The organism is Stutzerimonas kunmingensis (genome assembly GCF_014764705.1).
In the GTDB taxonomy this organism is placed as follows: domain Bacteria; phylum Pseudomonadota; class Gammaproteobacteria; order Pseudomonadales; family Pseudomonadaceae; genus Stutzerimonas.
In genome coordinates this window covers 18,297-34,927 of record NZ_JACXXG010000005.1, presented here as the reverse complement: position 1 = coordinate 34,927, position 16,631 = coordinate 18,297, and the positions used below count along the sequence as shown (strand labels likewise).

Annotated in this window: 16 protein-coding genes and 1 pseudogene; 10 read left to right on the top strand and 7 right to left on the bottom strand. The window is 65.2% G+C overall.

Annotated elements, in window-relative coordinates:
• Positions 1-183: 183 nt before the first annotated feature.
• Both IEG05_RS06280 and IEG05_RS06275 read left to right on the top strand, forming a co-directional pair.
• Positions 184-861, top strand: coding sequence for a response regulator (locus tag IEG05_RS06280; protein WP_046618695.1), 678 nt, complete (start codon positions 184-186; stop codon positions 859-861).
• A complete protein-coding gene (locus IEG05_RS06275; RefSeq protein WP_046618697.1) occupies positions 858-2,180 on the top strand; it encodes a sensor histidine kinase in 1,323 nt (440 codons plus the stop codon). The genes IEG05_RS06280 and IEG05_RS06275 overlap by 4 nt, the downstream gene beginning before the upstream one ends.
• 8 nt (positions 2,181-2,188) lie before the next feature.
• Here the strand turns inward: IEG05_RS06275 and IEG05_RS06270 are convergent, their stop codons facing one another.
• On the bottom strand, positions 2,189-3,553 hold the full coding sequence (locus IEG05_RS06270) for a heavy metal sensor histidine kinase (protein ID WP_046618699.1): 1,365 nt from the start codon (positions 3,551-3,553) through the stop codon (positions 2,189-2,191).
• Complete coding sequence (locus tag IEG05_RS06265; RefSeq protein WP_046618700.1) at positions 3,550-4,233, bottom strand: heavy metal response regulator transcription factor; 684 nt, start codon at positions 4,231-4,233, stop codon at positions 3,550-3,552. The genes IEG05_RS06270 and IEG05_RS06265 overlap by 4 nt, the downstream gene beginning before the upstream one ends.
• Positions 4,234-4,445: 212 nt before the next feature.
• On the opposite strand from IEG05_RS06265, the gene IEG05_RS06260 reads away from it, so the two are divergent.
• The 6 genes and pseudogenes from IEG05_RS06260 to IEG05_RS06235 all read left to right on the top strand — a co-directional run bounded on the left by IEG05_RS06260 (position 4,446) and on the right by IEG05_RS06235 (position 9,186).
• Positions 4,446-4,703 carry a heavy-metal-associated domain-containing protein gene (locus IEG05_RS06260; protein WP_044315680.1) on the top strand — a complete coding sequence of 86 codons (258 nt, stop codon included), beginning with the start codon at positions 4,446-4,448 and terminating at the stop codon, positions 4,701-4,703.
• A gap of 20 nt (positions 4,704-4,723) precedes the next feature.
• Positions 4,724-5,170: a DUF411 domain-containing protein gene (locus tag IEG05_RS06255; protein ID WP_044315681.1), complete on the top strand. Its 447-nt coding sequence runs from the start codon at positions 4,724-4,726 to the stop codon at positions 5,168-5,170.
• 209 nt (positions 5,171-5,379) lie between these two features.
• Positions 5,380-7,178 (top strand): annotated as a pseudogene (locus tag IEG05_RS06250) (copper resistance system multicopper oxidase).
• A gap of 11 nt (positions 7,179-7,189) precedes the next feature.
• The gene (locus IEG05_RS06245; protein ID WP_044314887.1) at positions 7,190-7,510 is read left to right on the top strand and encodes a hypothetical protein; all 321 of its coding nucleotides are present in this window, start codon (positions 7,190-7,192) and stop codon (positions 7,508-7,510) included.
• Positions 7,500-8,474 carry a copper resistance protein B gene (locus tag IEG05_RS06240; RefSeq protein ID WP_046618703.1) on the top strand — a complete coding sequence of 325 codons (975 nt, stop codon included), beginning with the start codon at positions 7,500-7,502 and terminating at the stop codon, positions 8,472-8,474. Before IEG05_RS06245 ends, IEG05_RS06240 begins: the two co-directional genes overlap by 11 nt.
• 10 nt (positions 8,475-8,484) lie before the next feature.
• Entirely contained in the window at positions 8,485-9,186 is a 702-nt protein-coding gene (locus tag IEG05_RS06235; RefSeq protein ID WP_046618707.1) for a c-type cytochrome, read from the top strand.
• A 45-nt stretch (positions 9,187-9,231) separates the two neighbouring features.
• Here the strand turns inward: IEG05_RS06235 and IEG05_RS06230 are convergent, their stop codons facing one another.
• A complete protein-coding gene (locus tag IEG05_RS06230) occupies positions 9,232-9,771 on the bottom strand; it encodes a DUF3087 domain-containing protein (protein ID WP_046618708.1) in 540 nt (179 codons plus the stop codon).
• Between the two features lie 131 nt (positions 9,772-9,902).
• Here IEG05_RS06230 and IEG05_RS06225 point away from each other — a divergent pair, with 131 nt between their 5' ends.
• Complete coding sequence (locus IEG05_RS06225) at positions 9,903-10,403, top strand: GNAT family N-acetyltransferase (RefSeq protein WP_046618710.1); 501 nt, start codon at positions 9,903-9,905, stop codon at positions 10,401-10,403.
• A 15-nt stretch (positions 10,404-10,418) separates the two neighbouring features.
• Here the strand turns inward: IEG05_RS06225 and wrbA are convergent, their stop codons facing one another.
• Entirely contained in the window at positions 10,419-11,018 is a 600-nt protein-coding gene (gene wrbA, locus IEG05_RS06220; RefSeq protein ID WP_014820960.1) for an NAD(P)H:quinone oxidoreductase, read from the bottom strand.
• A gap of 83 nt (positions 11,019-11,101) precedes the next feature.
• The gene (locus tag IEG05_RS06215; protein WP_191121783.1) at positions 11,102-11,800 is read right to left on the bottom strand and encodes a pirin family protein; all 699 of its coding nucleotides are present in this window, start codon (positions 11,798-11,800) and stop codon (positions 11,102-11,104) included.
• A 230-nt stretch (positions 11,801-12,030) separates the two neighbouring features.
• Between IEG05_RS06215 and IEG05_RS06210 the strand changes: the two genes are divergently transcribed.
• A complete protein-coding gene (locus IEG05_RS06210) occupies positions 12,031-12,372 on the top strand; it encodes an FKBP-type peptidyl-prolyl cis-trans isomerase (protein ID WP_014820962.1) in 342 nt (113 codons plus the stop codon).
• A 46-nt stretch (positions 12,373-12,418) separates the two neighbouring features.
• Here IEG05_RS06210 and mdoH read toward each other — a convergent pair whose 3' ends face one another.
• Both mdoH and IEG05_RS06200 read right to left on the bottom strand, forming a co-directional pair.
• Entirely contained in the window at positions 12,419-14,995 is a 2,577-nt protein-coding gene (gene mdoH, locus IEG05_RS06205) for a glucans biosynthesis glucosyltransferase MdoH (RefSeq protein ID WP_191121782.1), read from the bottom strand.
• A complete protein-coding gene (locus IEG05_RS06200; RefSeq protein WP_046618713.1) occupies positions 14,988-16,514 on the bottom strand; it encodes a glucan biosynthesis protein G in 1,527 nt (508 codons plus the stop codon). Before IEG05_RS06200 ends, mdoH begins: the two co-directional genes overlap by 8 nt.
• Positions 16,515-16,631: the final 117 nt, after the last annotated feature.

The window sequence follows — 16,631 nt, the reverse complement described above, 5'->3', positions numbered from 1 at the left end:
CGCGAGGCAAAACAGGCGAAAAAGCGCAGTTTACGAACGGTAAATGAGCATTTTGAGCCTGTTTTTAACGCTGCGATGGCAACGCAGGTAGTTTTTCAACGGCCTGCTAACGCCAGCGCACGGCTGCATAACGTTGCCTTAATCGCTAAGGTCCATCCTTGAGCTTCTTCTGCGGACCCTCCCATGCACGTGCTGCTTGCCGAAGACGACGCGCTGATCGCCAGCGGTATCGTCGCCGGGCTCAATGCCCAGGGCCTGATCGTCGACCACGCCGCGACTGCGGCGGATGCCGAAGCCCTGCTGCGTACGGCGCACTTCGATGTGCTGATCCTCGACCTCGGCCTGCCCGACGAAGACGGCATCGTCCTGCTGCGACGCCTGCGCCAACAGGGCCTGGAACTACCGGTGCTGGTGCTCACCGCACGCGATGCGGTCAGCGACCGGGTCACCGGCCTGCAGGCGGGTGCCGACGACTACCTGCTCAAGCCGTTCGACCTGCGCGAGCTGGCCGCGCGCCTGCACACGCTGATGCGGCGCATGTCCGGCCGCAGCGTCAACCTCATCGAACATGGCCGGTTGAGCTACGACCCGAGCCGCTGCGAAGCACGCCTGGACGGCCGCCTCGTCGACCTGTCGCGCCGCGAACAGGCACTGCTGCAGGCGCTGCTCAACAACCAGGGCCGGGTGCTCAGCAGCGAGCAGCTCAAGGACGCAATCTACGGTTTTGCCGACGACGTCGAGAGCAACGCGCTCAACGTGCACATTCACCATCTGCGCCGCAAGCTCGGCAACGGCATCGTCGAGACCGTGCGCGGCCTGGGCTACCGTCTCGGCCCGGCCGGCGACGAGGACGCGCCATGAGCCTGCGTCTACGCCTGACCCTGATGCTCGGCTCGGCCTTCGTGCTGCTCTGGGCGCTAGCCGCGACCTGGATGCTGGTCGATCTGCGCGGCCAGATGATGCTCTCGCTCGACCAGCGCCTGGCGGCCTCGGCGCGCATGGTCGCCGGTCTGCTGGTGCAGTTGCCGCAGCCGGTGCCCGGCGACGGCCCGCCGCAGCGTTTGAGCGCCGAACAACTGGGCATCCCCAATGGCCTGGCCTGCCAGGTCAGCTCGCTGCGTGGCGAGGTGCTGGCGCGCAGCCACAGCGCACCCGATCAGCAACTGGACGCCGAGCAGAACGGCTTTCGCGACCAGCTGATCGACGGCGTGCCCTGGCGCAGTTTCACTCTGGTGCAAGGCGAGCTGCGCATCACCACGGCCGACCGCCTGGATGAACGTGCCGCACTGAAGCGCTCGGTGTTGCTGGCGGCGGCGCTGCCCGTGGCGGTCGCTCTGCTCGGCAGCCTGGGCCTGCTCTGGCTTGGCCTCGGCCGTGGGCTGGCGCCCCTGCGGCGGATTCGCGAGGCACTGACCCGACGCAGCGCCGACTCCCTCGAACCCTTGCCGGTCGAAGGCCTGCCGCCGGAGCTGCTGCCGCTGGTGCAGACGCAGAACCAGCTGTTCCAGCGCATCGCCCAGGCCATCGAACGCGAACGCCGGCTGACAGGCGACGCCGCCCACGAACTGCGCAGCCCGCTGACGGCGATCAAGACCCACCTGCAGGTAGCACGCATGACCGAAGGCGCCGCCGCCGAACAAGCCTTGGCCAACGCCGAGGCCGGTGCCGACCGATTGCAACGCACGCTGGAACAGCTGCTGTTGCTGGCCCGGGTGGAAGGCAGTCTGGATTTCGACGATGGCCTGCAATGCTCGGCTGCCGAGGTCGCGCGGCTGGCGATTCAGGACGCCGGTGGCGGTGACGGCGCGCCGATTGCCCTGCAGATTCCAGCGGAACTGTCGGATGTGCCACTCGCCATGCCGCCGGTGCTGGCCATCGCCGCGCTGCGCAACCTGCTGGAAAATGCCCAGCGCCACACCGCGCCGGGCAGCGCCGTCACGCTGACCCTGCAGCCTGAAGCCGAGCGAGTACGCTTCGAAGTACGCGACCAGGGCCCGGGCATCGCCGGCGAGCATCTCGAGCACCTGACCCGCCGCTTCTGGCGACACGCCGCCAGCAGTGGCAGCGGCCTGGGCCTGGCCATTGTCCAGGCGATCGCGCAACGCTGCGACTGCACCCTCACCTTCGACAGCCAGGCCGGCGGCCTGCGCGTATCACTGACGGTACCGCTGCAGCGCTGAGCACGCGCTTAGCCAGGGAACTCCAGGCAGAAGGTCGTCCAGCCCTGCGCGGAGCTGCAGTGGATTCGGCCCTGATGGGCCTGAACGATCGAACGGGTGATCGCCAGGCCCAGGCCGGCATTGCTCGGGCTGCCTTCGCGGCGCGCCGGGTCGACCCGGTAGAAGCGGTCGAACAGTCGCTCCAGATGCTCGGGCGCGATGGTCGCGCCGGGATTGCTCACCTCAAGCGTCACGTGACCGGCGCCTCGCTCGATGGTCACCCGGATCCGCTCGCCGTCGGGCGTGTAACGCAGCGCATTGGACAGCAGGTTCGACAGCGCCCGGCGCAGCATCAACAGATCGCCCTGAATGGTGCCGGCACCGAAAAGCTCGAAACGCACCCCGCGCTCGTCCGCCGAGAGCTGGTAATAGTCCAGCAGCTGCGCGCACAACGCCTCCAGCGCGACGGGCTTGGCGTCCGGCACGATCAGCCCGTTGTCCGCCTTGGCGAGGAACAACATGTCGTCGATCATCCGCGACATGCGCTGCAGCTCCTCCAGATTCGAATGCAGGTTGTCCTGGTACTGATCCAGCGTGCGCGCGCGGGTCAGCGCCACCTCGGTGTGAGTCATCAGGTTGCTCAGCGGTGTGCGCAGCTCGTGGGCGATGTCGGCGGAGAAGTTCGACAACCGCACGAAGGCGTCCTCCAGTCGCGCCAGCATGGCGTTGAAGGCCTGCACCAGCTGTTGCAGTTCCGCCGGCGTCGACTCGTCGGGGATGCGCTCGCGCAGCGACTTGGCCGAGACGGAGGCGGCCACCTGGGTCACCTCGCGCAAGGATCGCAAGCCGCTGCGCACCAGCAGCCAGCCGAGCAACCCGCTGAGCAGCGCACAAAGCACCAGTGCCGCCCACAGCCAGCCGCTGAAGGTGTGAAAGAAGGCCTTGTGTGCGGTGACATCGAGCAGGATTAGCAAGGTCAGCCGCTGTGCGCCGATCTCGACATGCCCGGCCTCGCCACGCCAGACGCGCCCGTCCAGCGTCAGTTCCCCCGCCTCCCGGCCGATCAGATCGAGCAGCGGCGGCTCCGCTTCATCAACGCCCGGCTGAGGAAACAGCTGTGCACCGCGTTCATCGAAAATGAAACCGCGCATCTCGCTGTGCCCACCGAGCAGCACCTGCAGCTGTGGGCGAACGCGCTCGAAGTTCTGCAGGTCGTCCAGCTCCCCCAGCAGGCGTCGGCTTGCCTCGAGCTTTTCGTGCAGCGTATGGCGGTCCAGTTCGTCGAAGTGATGCTCGCTGAGCTGGCTGAAGAAGTAACCGGCGGCGGCCAACACGCCGGTCACCGCCAGCATGAACATCAGGCTCAGCCGCGCGGTCAGCGACAGCCGCTTCATGGCGCGTCCGGCTCGTCGAGCATGTAACCCATGCCCCGTGCGGTGTGGATCAGCTTGGGCTCGAAGCCATCGTCGATCTTCACACGCAAGCGACGGATCGCCACCTCGATGACGTTGGTGTCACTGTCGAAATTCATGTCCCACACCTGCGAAGCGATCAGCGACTTGGGCAGCACCTCGCCGCGCCGACGCAACAGCAGTTCCAGCAGGGTGAATTCCTTGGCAGTCAGGTCAATACGCTGGCCGGCCCGCACCGCGCGGCGCTTGAGCAGATCGACCTCCAGATCGGCGATCTTCAACTGGGTCTGCAAGGCCGCCGCGTTGCCTCGTCGCAGCAGGGTGCGCACGCGCGCCAGCAGCTCGGAGAAAGCGAACGGCTTGACCAGATAATCGTCGGCGCCCAGCTCCAGCCCCTTGACTCGATCCTCGACGCGATCGCGCGCGGTCAGAAACAGCACCGGCACCTCGTTGCCCGACGCCCGCACCAGGCGCAACACTTCCCAGCCATCCAGGCCCGGCATCATCACGTCGAGAATCAGCAGGTCATAGGGCGTACTCAGCACATGCTGCAGCGCGTCGGTTCCGCTGGTAACACGGTCGACGGTGAAGCCGGCCTCGCTCAGCCCCTGCTGCAGGTACATGCCGGTTTTCGGTTCGTCTTCAGCGACCAGCAATTTCATGGCGGCGAGTTCCTTCGGTGGCGACGCCGCAAGTGTGGCAGTGCCCGCAGCTGGGACGCCACGAAGCTGACAAAAAAGTAATCTTTCGATCAGCCTCTTGTCAGGCCGCCGGGGTTAGCGTGGTACTCAGAAAAATGAGGCTTGACCTTGCCATCGCGTCAAGGTTGAGCATCAAACCAGTGCTACCAGACTGGCTAACCGAGGACCATCCCATGACCAGCATTCAACTCAAGGTATCCGGCATGACCTGCGGCGCGTGCGTCCGGCATGTAACCGCGGCACTACAGCCCTTGGCGGGTGTCGAGCGCGTCGAGGTCGATCTGGCCGCCGGGGTCGCCCGGATAGACGGCACGGCCGATAGCGCGGAGCTGATCGCCGCACTCGACGAAGCCGGTTACCCTGCCGAGGTCACCACCGACTCGCCTGCCCCGACGCCCCGCAAAACCGGATGCGGTTGCGGCTGCAACTGAACATCGCTCTGGAGAAGCCCATGAAACTCTACCTCACCGCACTCGCCGCTCTGCTGATGTCCGGCATGGCCCACGCCGCGGACGTCATCGATGTGCATCGCGATGCCAACTGCGGCTGCTGCAAGGACTGGATCAAGTACCTGGAGGCCAACGGTTTCGAGGTGCGCGATCACGTCGAAAGCAACATGTCGGCGGTCAAGCAGAAGCTGGGTGTCGCGCCTCGCCTGGGCTCATGCCACACCGGTGTGATTGACGGCAAGTTCGTCGAAGGCCACGTTCCGGTTGCGGCGATTCATGAGCTGAAGAAGCGCGACGATCTCGCCGGTGTTGCCGTACCGGGCATGCCGGCGGGCTCGCCGGGCATGGATTATGGCCAGCCGCACCAGCAGTACCAGGTGATCGGCCTGACCACCAAGGGCCGCGATCTGGTGCTCGGCGACTACCTCGGCGCGCAACCGGTTCGCTAAGCCGCGCTGCCATCAGGACAGGCGATGCCGTTCGGCATCTCCGGCAGGGCCAGCCCGATTGGGGCTGGCCACGCTGCCAGCTGACAAAATCGTAATTTTCGCTTCAGGTCGCTGACAGATGCACCGCGCTATGGTGCTTGTCACAAGCGTTGCAACGTCGCGCCTGCGCGGCGGCAAACCAACAATTCGATCGACCGAACAGGACCCGCATGCAATTGACCAGTTCTCGGCGCACCTTCGTCAAAAGCCTGGCTGCCGGCGGCGCCGTCGCTGGCCTCGGGCTGTGGCAACAGCCCGTCTGGGCGCTGACCAGCCCAGGTCAGCCGACGGTGCTCAGCGGCACCGAGTTCGACCTCACCATTGATTCCATGAGCGTGGACTTCACCGGCAAGCGCCGCACTGCCATGGCCATCAACGGCAGCATCCCCGGCCCATTGTTGCGCTGGCGCGAGGGCGACACCGTGACCCTGCGCGTGCGCAACCGGCTACCCCACGACACTTCCATCCATTGGCACGGCATCCTGCTGCCGGCCAACATGGACGGCTTACCGGCTTCAGCTTCGCCGGCATCGCGCCGGATGGCATGTACGAATACCGCTTCAAGGTCGTCCAGAGCGGCACCTACTGGTACCACAGCCACTCCGGTTTTCAGGAACAGCTGGGCGTCTATGGCGCGCTGATCATCGATCCCAAGGAGCCGGAGCCTTTCAGCTACGATCGCGACTATGTGGTGTTCCTTTCCGACTGGACCGACGAAAGCCCGGCACGGGTGCTGGCCAAGCTGAAGAAGCGCTCGGACTACTACAACCGGGGCCGCCGCACGCTTGGCGATTTCATCAATGACGTCGCCGACAACGGCTGGAGTGACACCGTCAGCAAGCGCTGGGCCTGGGCGAAGATGAACATGTCGCCGACCGATCTGGCCGATATCAGCGGTGCCACCTACACCTACCTGCTCAACGGCCAGGCGCCGGACGGCAACTGGACCGGCCTGTTTCAGCCAGGCGAGCGCATCCGCCTGCGCCTGATCAACGGCTCGGCGATGAGTTATTTCGACTTCCGCATCCCCGGTCTCAAGCTCACCGTGGTCGCCGCCGACGGGCAGAACGTCGAACCGGTGCAGGTGGACGAAGTGCGCCTGGCCGTGGCGGAAACCCTCGACGTGATCGTCGAGCCGGACGGCAGCCAGGACGCCTATACCCTGTTCGCCCAAGCCATGGACCGCAGCGGCTATGCCCGCGGCACGCTGGCAGTGCGCGATGGCTTGCAGGCGTCGGTGCCCGAGCCCGATCCGCGCCCAGAACTGAGCATGGAGGACATGGGCCACGGTGATCATGCCGCCCACGGCCAGGCTGCTGCGCCTGCGCCGAGCGACGATCCTCACGCCGGGCATGGCGACATGGATCACGGCGCGATGAATCAGAATGAGATGAATGGCCAGATGGACCACGCGACCATGGGCCACGGCTCGTCCGGCGGCGGCATGCAGACGCATCCGGCAAGCGAAACCGACAACCCGCTGGTGTACATGCAGACCATGATGCCGGTGTCCAAGCTGGACGATCCCGGCATCGGCCTGCGCGACAACGGCCGGCGCGTGCTGACCTACGCCGACCTGCGCAGCACCTTCGCCGATCCGGACGGCCGTGAGCCGACGCGCACCATCGAACTGCACCTGACCGGACACATGGAGCGCTTCGCCTGGTCGTTCGACGGCATCCCCTTCGCCGACGCCGAGCCGATCCGCCTCAGATACGGCGAGCGGGTGCGCTTCGTGCTGGTCAACGACACCATGATGCACCACCCCATCCACCTGCACGGGCTGTGGAGCGATCTGGAGGACGAACACGGCAATTTCCAGGTGCGCAAGCACACCATCGACATGCCACCGGGTTCGAAACGCAGCTATCGCGTCACCGCCGACGCCCTCGGGCGCTGGGCCTATCACTGCCACATGCTGATGCACATGGACCTCGGGATGTTCCGCGAAGTCCGCGTAGAAGAATGACGGAGAAAACCATGAAAACAATCAAGCGCACCGCCCTGCTCGCCTTCGGCCTGGCCGCCGCTCTCAGCCTCAACGCCGCCTACGCGCAAAGCGAGCAGGACGGTCATCATCCCGCCAACGCGCCAGCCGAACAGGCCGCGCCGCAGGCCAGCCAGCCCAAGCCCGGACAAAAGCAGGGCGACATGATGCAGGGCATGGACCACGACAAGATGCAGGACATGCACGACCAGCACATGGGTTCCGACCACATGGACCACGGCAGCATGGGCAACGGAAAGATGCAGAACGACCTGCCAAAGGGCGCCGAACAAGGCAAGCCGCATGATCATTAAGACACTGCCGGTCGCCATCGCCCTCGCACTGGCTGCGACGGCGAGCCAGGCGCAGCAGGCCATGGATCATTCCGGACACGCCGGGCACGCTGCGCCAGCGGACCACAGCCAGATGGATCCTGGGCAGATGGGTCACAGCCAGATGAACCATGAGCCTGTGAACCAAGGCGGCATGGATCATCGCGATCACAGCAGCATGGATCACAGTTCAATGGCTCACCCGCCGGTCACCGGCGTCGGCACCGGACAGGAGCCGCGCACGCCAATTCCTACGATCAGCGATGCTGACCGCGCCGCGGCATTTCCCGACCTGCCGCCTCATTCTATGCATCAGGGCGGCAGCAATTTTCTGTTCCTCGCCGATCAGCTGGAATGGCAGGACGCCGATGAAGGCAGCACGCTGGCCTGGGACCTTTCCGGCTGGTATGGCGGCGATATCGACCGCCTCGCCTTCCGCTCCGAGGGTGAGCGCACCAATGGCCACACCGAGGAGGCCGAACTGCAGCTGCTCTGGAGCCACGCCATCGGCCCCTGGTGGGAAACCGTCGCCGGCGTGCGCCAGGACTTCAAGCCTGGTTCGCCACAGACCTGGGCCGCCTTTGGCGTGCAGGGCATGCCACTGTTCGGTCTGGAAACCGAAGCCACGGCTTTCCTTGGCGAGGGCGGCCAGAGCGCGCTGCGCCTGGAGGCTGAATACGACATCCTGCTGACCCAGCGCTGGGTACTGCAGCCCACCGCGGAGCTGAACCTGCACGGGCGCAACGACCAGGCGCGCGGCGTCGGCTCCGGTCTCAGCGACGCCAGTGTCGGTCTGCGCCTGCGTTACGAGATAAGTCGTCAGTTCGCGCCTTATGTCGGCGTCAGCTGGGGCCGTGCCTACGGCAATACCGCTGACCTGCTGCGTGCCGATGACGAAGACGTCAGCGAGGCGAAGCTGGTAGCCGGTATTCGCTTCTGGTTCTGAGGCCCCACGTATGAAGACTGTCCTGGCGACACTGGCACTGAGCACCCTGCTGGTTGCAATCGGCGGCGCGCTGGTGGTGTATTCCGGCATCATCGATGTCGGCGCGGACGCCCCGCACAGCGCGCCACTGCACGCCGTGCTGGAGACCACCCGTGAACGCGCCGTGGCCGTGCGCGCCCGCGACCTCGAAGTGCCGACGCTGGGGTCTGCGGAGCAGATTCGTTCCGGGGCGGGCAACTACGCGGCCATGTGCGTCGGTTGCCACCTGGCGCCCGGCGTAGAGCCGACCGAACTGAGCCAGGGCCTCTACCCCGCGCCCCCAACGCTTGCCGAGGACTCCCGCGACAACGACCCGGCCGCGACTTTCTGGGTCATCAAGCATGGACTCAAGTCCACCGGCATGCCGGCGTGGGGCAAGTTCATGGACGACCGCTACATCTGGTCGCTGGTCGCCTTCGTCGAACAACTGCCCTCACTCACCCCGCTGGAATACCAGACGCTGGTGGACTCTAGTGACGGCCACCAGCACGGTGGCGGTGAATCGGACATGCACGATCACAGCGGCCAGCACCCCGCTCCTGCCGCCGATCAGCAGCCGGCAGGCGCAGACCATCATCAGGGCGCACACGACGGCCATGCGCCGGCACAATCGGAAGCAGCACCGGAAGCCGATGTACACCACCACCCGGACGGTAGCCGCCACGTGCATTGATGCGCTGCGCCATGAACGGCGCAATCGTCCTTCAAGCCGTTCGCTTCAGCGCTTCGCCTCGATCTGTCCGACTCGTTCCAGCCAACCCGACTCCAGTCGTGGCTGGTCGATATCCATGCTCCGCGCCTCCATCGCCTCGCGGTGACGATCAATCTCGGCAACCGAATCGCTGAGGCCGCTGGAGTTGCCATCGAGCCGATGCATCTGCGTCAGCCCCAGGTGATAGAAGCGCAGCAGCTTCATCGCATCCGGATCGCCCGCACTTACGCCTGCCTTGACCTGGTGCATCATGTTGGTCACACGCATCAGGCTGCGCTTGAGCTGCCAGCCGTACACCGCTGCGGCCATCCACGGCTGCTGCCAGTACAGCCACCTGACGATTCCGATCGTCAGCGCCAGTCCGGCCACGACACCAATGATGTTCAGCCGCAGGTTGTCGCCACCGGGCTCACCGAACAGCGCCACGGCAAGGGTCGACAAGCCCATGGCGAGGACGGCAAAGGTCGCGGCGACGATCAGCGTGCTGCGCCGGGTCTGCTGGCGATAGGTTTCGGGGCTGAGCGGAACGATCTCGAATAGCACCACAGGGCGATGTCCTTGGCTGAGGCAGAAGATGAGCGGTGGCCATTATCACCTCAATCGGCGAGCGATGACTGACGCAGCGCAGTTTCTTCCAGGACCCGGCTATGCTGGAGCCGTCCCAACAGGAGAACCCCATGCGCCGCCTCGCCACGCCCGCCGATGAGCAGCGGGTCTACGACATCTACATGCACCCGGACGTGGTGCCCTACCTGGGCTTCGATCCCATGCCGCGCGAGCACTTCGGCAAGGTTTTCGAGCCGCTGTTCGAAAGCGCCAGCTTCTATGTCTTCGAAGACGACGGCATGGTGCAGGGCTTCTACAAGGTGCAGCGCCACCTGGGCCGCGCCGCCCATGTGGCCTACCTCGGCATCTTGGCCGTCGCGCCCGAGGTCAGGGGCAGCGGCCTGGCGCAGCGGATGATGCAGGAAGCCCTCGACAAGCTGGCCGCCAGCGGCATTCGTCGTGTGGAATTGACGGTGGAGGCGGACAACCCACGAGCGATCGCCTTCTACGAGCTTTTCGGCTTCGTCCACGAAGGCACGCAACGCGCTGCCTACAAGCGCAGCAGCGACGACGGCTTCGTCGACGAGCTGATGTATGGACTGTTGCTGGGACCCGGGCGGGTCCCAGCGTAGGTACTGCGTCGTTCGTCAGCCCTTGAGCTTGCTGGTGATCTTCGCCACGTGCTCGCCCTGGTAGCGTGCGATGGCCAGTTCCTTTTCCGAAGGCTGACGCGAGCCGTCGCCGCCGGCGATGGTCGTGGCGCCGTAGGGCGTGCCACCGTTGGTTTCGGAGATGTCGAAGAACTCGCTGATGCCATAACCGGTCGGCACGATGACCATGCCGTGGTGCGCCAGGGTGGTCCAGGTCGAGGTAATGGTCATCTCCTGCCCACCGCCGGTACCGGTCGAGGCGAACACGCTGGCGACCTTGCCGTGCAGCGCGCCCTTGGCCCACAGGCCGCCGGTGCGGTCGAGGAAGTTGCGCATCTGCCCGGACATGTTGCCGAAGCGGGTCGGGGTGCCAAAGATGATTCCGTCGTAGTCCGGCAGCTCGTTCGGATCGGCGATATCGGCTGGCTGATCGACCTTGCCGCCGGCGTTGCGGAAGGCGTCTTCCGGCATGGTTTCCGGCACGCGCTTGATCGTCACCTCCACGCCCGGCACGCGGCGCGCGCCTTCGGCGACGGCATTGGCCATCGTTTCGATATGGCCGTACATGGAGTGATAGAGCACGAGAATCTTCGCCATCTTGCTTTCCTCTTTCGGTGGGTGAGTCTGAATTAAGTGGTGGATGGGATAACGCGCCAGACGGGTCGTTCCAACAGCAGGCGTCAGAGCGACTCGACCAGGACAACTTCGCTGTCTGCCACGGCCCTGATGCTCAGCCGTGTCTCATCACGCACGGCCACGCCATCGCCGGCGGCGACCGCGAGTCCGTTGATTTCGATCTGGCCGCTGGCCGGCACCAGATACACCCGGTGCCCGGCAGCAATTTCGTAGTCGGCGCTCTGCCCTGCTGCAAGCGTAGCCGCTGCCAGCCTGGCTTCAGCACGAATCGGCAGCGCCTCGTCATCGCCGGACAGGCCACTGGCGAGCGTGACGAAGGCGCCGGCCCGCTCGCCAGTGGGGAACTGGCGAGTGCCCCAGGCCGGCGGCAGTCCGGTCTGCTGCGGGTGAATCCATATCTGGAAAATGCGCGTTTCCACATCCTCCAGGTTGTACTCGCTGTGCACGATCCCGGTGCCTGCGCTCATCACCTGCACATCGCCAGCGACGGTACGGCCGCGGTTGCCGAGGCTGTCTTCATGGGTGATGGCGCCCTGGCGGACGTAGGTGATGATTTCCATGTCCCGGTGCGAGTGCGGTTCGAACCCCGATTGCGGCGCGATGCTGTCTTCGTTCCATACGCGCAGGCGGCCCCAGCGCATGCGCTCGACGTCATGATAACCAGCAAAGGAAAAGTGGTGGCGCGCGTTCAGCCAGCCGTGCTGCGCATGGCCAAGCCGGGCATATGGACGTAGTTCGATCATCTCGCTCTCCACAGATCGGGGCACCGGGACGAACCCGGCCAATGAGGGAGATGATCCATTCAATCAGATCAATATTGTTTGCAATTTTCAGCCAATAACCATCGACGAAATCGATACTTATGCAGACGAATGGGCTTCGGCTATCTGGCGTAGCGACCATTCTCTCTTGCCCGTAGCGCATTTACCTGCCACAAAGCGCTCCCCTCTTTCAGCTTTCAGGAAGCGCATCAATGAACGATGAATTGCTGGTCGAAGACATTCAGCTCGGCGATGGCAAAGCGGTGGTCAAGGGTGCGCTGATCACCACCCAATACCGCGGCACGCTGAGCGACGGCACGCTGTTCGACAGCTCCTACGAGCGCGGCAAACCCTTCCAGTGCGTGATCGGCACCGGTCGGGTGATCAAGGGTTGGGACATCGGGCTAATGGGGATGCGGGTCGGCGGCAAGCGCCGGCTGTTCGTGCCGGCGCAGCTGGGCTATGGCGAGCGCCAGGTCGGCGCGCATATTCCGCCCAATTCGGATCTGCACTTCGAGATCGAGCTGCTCGAAGTGCTGACGCGAGACGACTGACCAGCCTCTCTGACGCCCCCTGCGGGCCGCCAGAAAGTCGCGCGAATCAGGCCTCGCTGGCGAGGTCCGGGCGCGCCACACCGTGGGGATACTGCTCCCGATAGCGCGCCAACCAGACTGCCCCGGCCGGATCTTCCCAGGCGTGACGGTGCAACAGCGCCATGCCATCCGGATCGTTCAGCAGGCGCCAGCGCGCCGCCTCGGCATCCGCGCCGTCCGGGCCGACCGCCAGCACCTGACCGAGGCGCTGCTCGCGCAAACGCTCGGCGCCGCTGACCACCCTGGCATGCCGGGCGCGCGCCATGGCACAGACCAGCGCGTTGTACAGCGGATCGACCACCGCCACGAGGAAGCCATGGCGCAAGGCAACCGCCTGGTTCTGCTGCTGGTACAGGTCGGTATTGGCCAGCTCGGTGGGCGGTGCGTATTCCTCCGGGATCAGGAACAGCTTGCTGCGCCGCGCGGCCAAGCCGAGACCGGTACGGCTGGTGATCACTGATACCGGCGCCGACAGGATCAGCGACACCACGATCGGCGCCAGCCACCAGAGAAAGGCTGCATCCAGCCAGGCGACCAATGCCGTCCAGAGCACACCGATGACGATCTGCGAGCCATGCCGGCGCAGGGCCTCACCCCAGGGGGTTGCGTTATCGCCGCGCTGCGGCGAGTTCCACTGCACCGACCAGCCGAGGAAGGCTGCAGTGACGAACACGCTGTGGAAGAGCATGCGCACCGGCGCCAGCAGCACCGAGAACAGCGTTTCGATCAGCATCGACAGCAGCACCCGCAGCCGCCCGCCATAGGCTTCAGCACCCTGGATGCAAACCAGCAGCACGCTGAGCAGCTTGGGCAGAAACAGCAGTGTCATGGTCGCCGAGAACAGCGCGATGGCTTCCTGCGGGTGCCAGCGCGGCCACAGCGGGTAAAGCTGGTTCGGCTGCAGGAAGTACTCCGGCTCCATCAGCGTATGGATCGCCAGCAGGCCGGTGGACAGCAGCAGGAAGAGAAACCACAGCGGCGCCGACAGGTAGGACATCACCCCGGTGAGGAACACCATGCGATGCACCGTGTGTACTCCGCGCACCATGAACAGGCGGAAGTTCATCAGGTTGCCGTGGCACCAGCGACGATCACGCTTGAGTTCGTCGAGCAGGTTAGGCGGCAGCTCCTCGTAACTGCCCGGCAGGTCGTAGGCGATCCACACGCCCCAGCCGGCGCGGCGCATCAGCGCGGCTTCGACGAAGTCGTGGGAGAGGATCGCCCCGGCGAACGAGCCGGTGCCGGGCAACGGCGCCAACGCGCAGTGCTCGATGAACGGCTTCACGCGAATGATCGCGTTGTGGCCCCAGTAATGCGATTCACCCAGCTGCCAGAAGTTGAGCCCGGCGGTGAACAGCGGACCGTAGACGCGCGTGGCGAACTGCTGCAGCCGCGCATAGAGCGTGTCCATGCCCGACGCCTTGGGCGCGGTCTGGATGATGCCGGCATTGGGGTTTGCCTCCATCAATCGCACCAGGCTGGTCAGACATTCGCCGCTCATCACGCTGTCGGCGTCCAGCACCACCATGTAGCGGTAGCTGCTGCCCCAGCGACGGCAGAAGTCGTCGATGTTGCCGCTCTTGCGCTTCACCCGGCGACGGCGGCGACGGTAGAAGATATGGCCGAAGCCATCCACCGCACGGCACAACTCGACCCAGGCCTTCTGCTCGGCAACACAGGTGTCCGGGTCGTTGCTGTCGCTGAGCACGAAGATGTCGAAATGCTCGAGTTCACCGGTTGCCTTGAGCGACTCGTAAGTCGCGCGCAGGCCGGCGAACACACGCGGCACGTCCTCGTTGGCAATCGGCATCACCAGCGCCGTACGCGCCTCGGCCGGTATCGGTTCGGTGCCGGGGCTGCTGGCCGAGATGCTGTAACGGTCCTTGCCGCGCAGCAGCTGGAAGAAGCCCATCAGCGCGGTCCAGAAGCCCACCGAGACCCAGCAGAACAGCAGTGCGAAGAGCAGCAGGATGCTCGTCTGCACCACATAGGGAAGGATCTGCCGGGCTGATTCGGACAGCGGCTGGACGAACACTTCCTGCATGTCGACCAGGAACCAGCCCTGGTAAGGCAGCACCGCCTTCATCTGCCAGGTGGCAAAGGCGGTCTGGCCGAGCATCAGCACCAGCAGTGCCGCACGGCGCAGCGCCGCGACCCGGCGCCAGCGCGCCTCGTCGAGCGGCTGCGGACTGGGCTCGAAGTGACGCCGCGGCGGCGTGCGACCCAGCATCCGGCGCCAGCCACGGCGCAGGATATTGGTATGCCAGGGCTCCGGCACCATGCGCGTGCGCACGATCGGCGGGGTCGACTGCACATAGGCGCGCCCCTGGTGATCCTCGGCGATCACGCCGGCGCGGTCGAACAGATCGCCCCAGCCCAGCCGCAGTCGCGCAACCACCGAGTCGAGCAGACGCCGCGACGGGCTGCGCTGCGCGCTGGTCTCGGCAGACAGTTCATCATGCAGCGCGAACAGGCCGCCCCGCTCGGCCGCCTGCCGGTATCTGGCCGGGTCCTCGGTTTCGTTCAATGCCAGGCCGTCGCAATAGTTTTGCGTCAGACCATTCACTGCATGCTGCTCATTCATGGGGAGGAATCTGGTAGGTCCAGGTTTCGGAAAGGGTCTTGTCGCCATCGACCAGCGCCGCACGCATCTCGACCGGGCGCGCCGGGTCGCGCACCTTCACGCGCAGCGTCAGGCGCCAGCCCTTGGTGACGGTGTTGTAGCGCAGGTTGTTTTCCACCAGCTCGGCATTGTCATCGACGCTGACGCGCGTGCTGACCGGCGCATCCTCGGCGAGCTTCTCCAGCACCGGCCCGACGAAGTCCACGACCAGAGCCGTGCTGCCGTCAGGCTGGCGGATCAGGTTGGCCTGCTTGACGTCGCCGGTGGAGATACGGGTCTGCTGCACCCACGCCAGCTCAGGATCGTGCAGGCTCGGTTCGTCCATGGAAAAGTGCAGGCGGTATTCCAGATCCAGCGACTGGCCGGGCTCCGGCTGCTTTTCCGGGGACCAGAAGGCGACGATGTTGTCATTGGTCTCGTCAGGCGTCGGGATCTCGATCAGCTCGACATGGCCCTTGCCCCAGTCGCCGCGGGTTTCCACCCAGCCGCTCGGGCGCAGCTCGTAGCGGTCGTCCAGGTCTTCGTAACGGCCGAAATCGCGAGTGCGCTGCATCAGCCCGAAGCCGCGCGGGTTCTCCACGCTGAACGCACTCACGGCCAGCCGCTTCGGATTGTTCAGCGGGCGCCAGATCCATTCGCCACTGCCGGCATGAATCGCCAGACCCTCGGAGTCATGCAGTTGCGGACGGAAGTTGGTGACATTGCTCGGCTGGTTGGCGCCGAACAGGAACATGCTGGTCAGTGGCGCAATCCCGAGCTTGCCGACCTGCTCGCGGAGAAACACTTTGGCCTGCACGTCCAGCGTGCTGTCCTTGCCCGGCGTCAGCACCATGCGATAGGCGCCGGTGGCGCGCGGCGAATCGAGCAGCGCGTAGATCACCAGGTTGCGCCGATCAGCCTGCGGCCGCTCGACCCAGAATTCGCGGAACCGCGGGAACTCCTCGCCCACTGGCAGTGCCGTGTCGACCGCCAGCCCGCGCGCGGAGAGCCCGTACCACTGGCCCTTGCCGATGATGCGGAAGTAGCTGGCGCCGAGCAGGGTCATCACCTCATCCTGCTTGTCCTTCTTGTTCAGCGGATAGAGCACCTTGAAACCGGCGAAGCCCAGCCCATCCAGCGAGGCCGGGTCGATGTCGACACCGCCGAACTCGAACATCGACGGGTCGTAGCGAATCTCGCGCACTTTCGTCGCGGTGATTTCATTGATGCGCACCGGCGTGTCGAAGTGCATGCCCTGGTGATAGAACTGCAGATGGAACGGGGTTTCGACGTCCTTCCAGTAGGCATGCTCCGGGTTGAAGCGCACGCGCTGGTAGTCGGCGAATGCCATCTTGCGGAATTCGTCGGGCAGGTTGCTCACCGGCTCCTCGTAACCGCTGGCAGCCAGTTCCTGAGCCCGCTTGGCCACATCGTCGAGGCTGAACGCCAGCGCACTGCCAGCCATAAGCATGCACAGGCCACCCGCCAGACCGGCCAGCATGCGTGCCGGCTGATTCCCCGTGTTCCATTGAAAAATGCGTAACACACCGCCTCCGAATTACACGTTTGTGCAGAGTTCGCTCTGCTTCGCTGTGTTCTGATCGCCTACAACCCGCGT

Coding starts and splice junctions, on each gene's coding strand:
- IEG05_RS06280 (WP_046618695.1), top strand. CDS start 184: ATGCACGTGCTGCTTGCCGAAGACGACGCGCTGATCGCCAGCGGTATC.
- IEG05_RS06275 (WP_046618697.1), top strand. CDS start 858: ATGAGCCTGCGTCTACGCCTGACCCTGATGCTCGGCTCGGCCTTCGTG.
- IEG05_RS06270 (WP_046618699.1), bottom strand. CDS start 3,553: ATGAAGCGGCTGTCGCTGACCGCGCGGCTGAGCCTGATGTTCATGCTG.
- IEG05_RS06265 (WP_046618700.1), bottom strand. CDS start 4,233: ATGAAATTGCTGGTCGCTGAAGACGAACCGAAAACCGGCATGTACCTG.
- IEG05_RS06260 (WP_044315680.1), top strand. CDS start 4,446: ATGACCAGCATTCAACTCAAGGTATCCGGCATGACCTGCGGCGCGTGC.
- IEG05_RS06255 (WP_044315681.1), top strand. CDS start 4,724: ATGAAACTCTACCTCACCGCACTCGCCGCTCTGCTGATGTCCGGCATG.
- IEG05_RS06245 (WP_044314887.1), top strand. CDS start 7,190: ATGAAAACAATCAAGCGCACCGCCCTGCTCGCCTTCGGCCTGGCCGCC.
- IEG05_RS06240 (WP_046618703.1), top strand. CDS start 7,500: ATGATCATTAAGACACTGCCGGTCGCCATCGCCCTCGCACTGGCTGCG.
- IEG05_RS06235 (WP_046618707.1), top strand. CDS start 8,485: ATGAAGACTGTCCTGGCGACACTGGCACTGAGCACCCTGCTGGTTGCA.
- IEG05_RS06225 (WP_046618710.1), top strand. CDS start 9,903: ATGCGCCGCCTCGCCACGCCCGCCGATGAGCAGCGGGTCTACGACATC.
- wrbA (WP_014820960.1), bottom strand. CDS start 11,018: ATGGCGAAGATTCTCGTGCTCTATCACTCCATGTACGGCCATATCGAA.
- IEG05_RS06215 (WP_191121783.1), bottom strand. CDS start 11,800: ATGATCGAACTACGTCCATATGCCCGGCTTGGCCATGCGCAGCACGGC.
- IEG05_RS06210 (WP_014820962.1), top strand. CDS start 12,031: ATGAACGATGAATTGCTGGTCGAAGACATTCAGCTCGGCGATGGCAAA.
- mdoH (WP_191121782.1), bottom strand. CDS start 14,995: ATGAATGAGCAGCATGCAGTGAATGGTCTGACGCAAAACTATTGCGAC.
- IEG05_RS06200 (WP_046618713.1), bottom strand. CDS start 16,514: ATGCTGGCCGGTCTGGCGGGTGGCCTGTGCATGCTTATGGCTGGCAGT.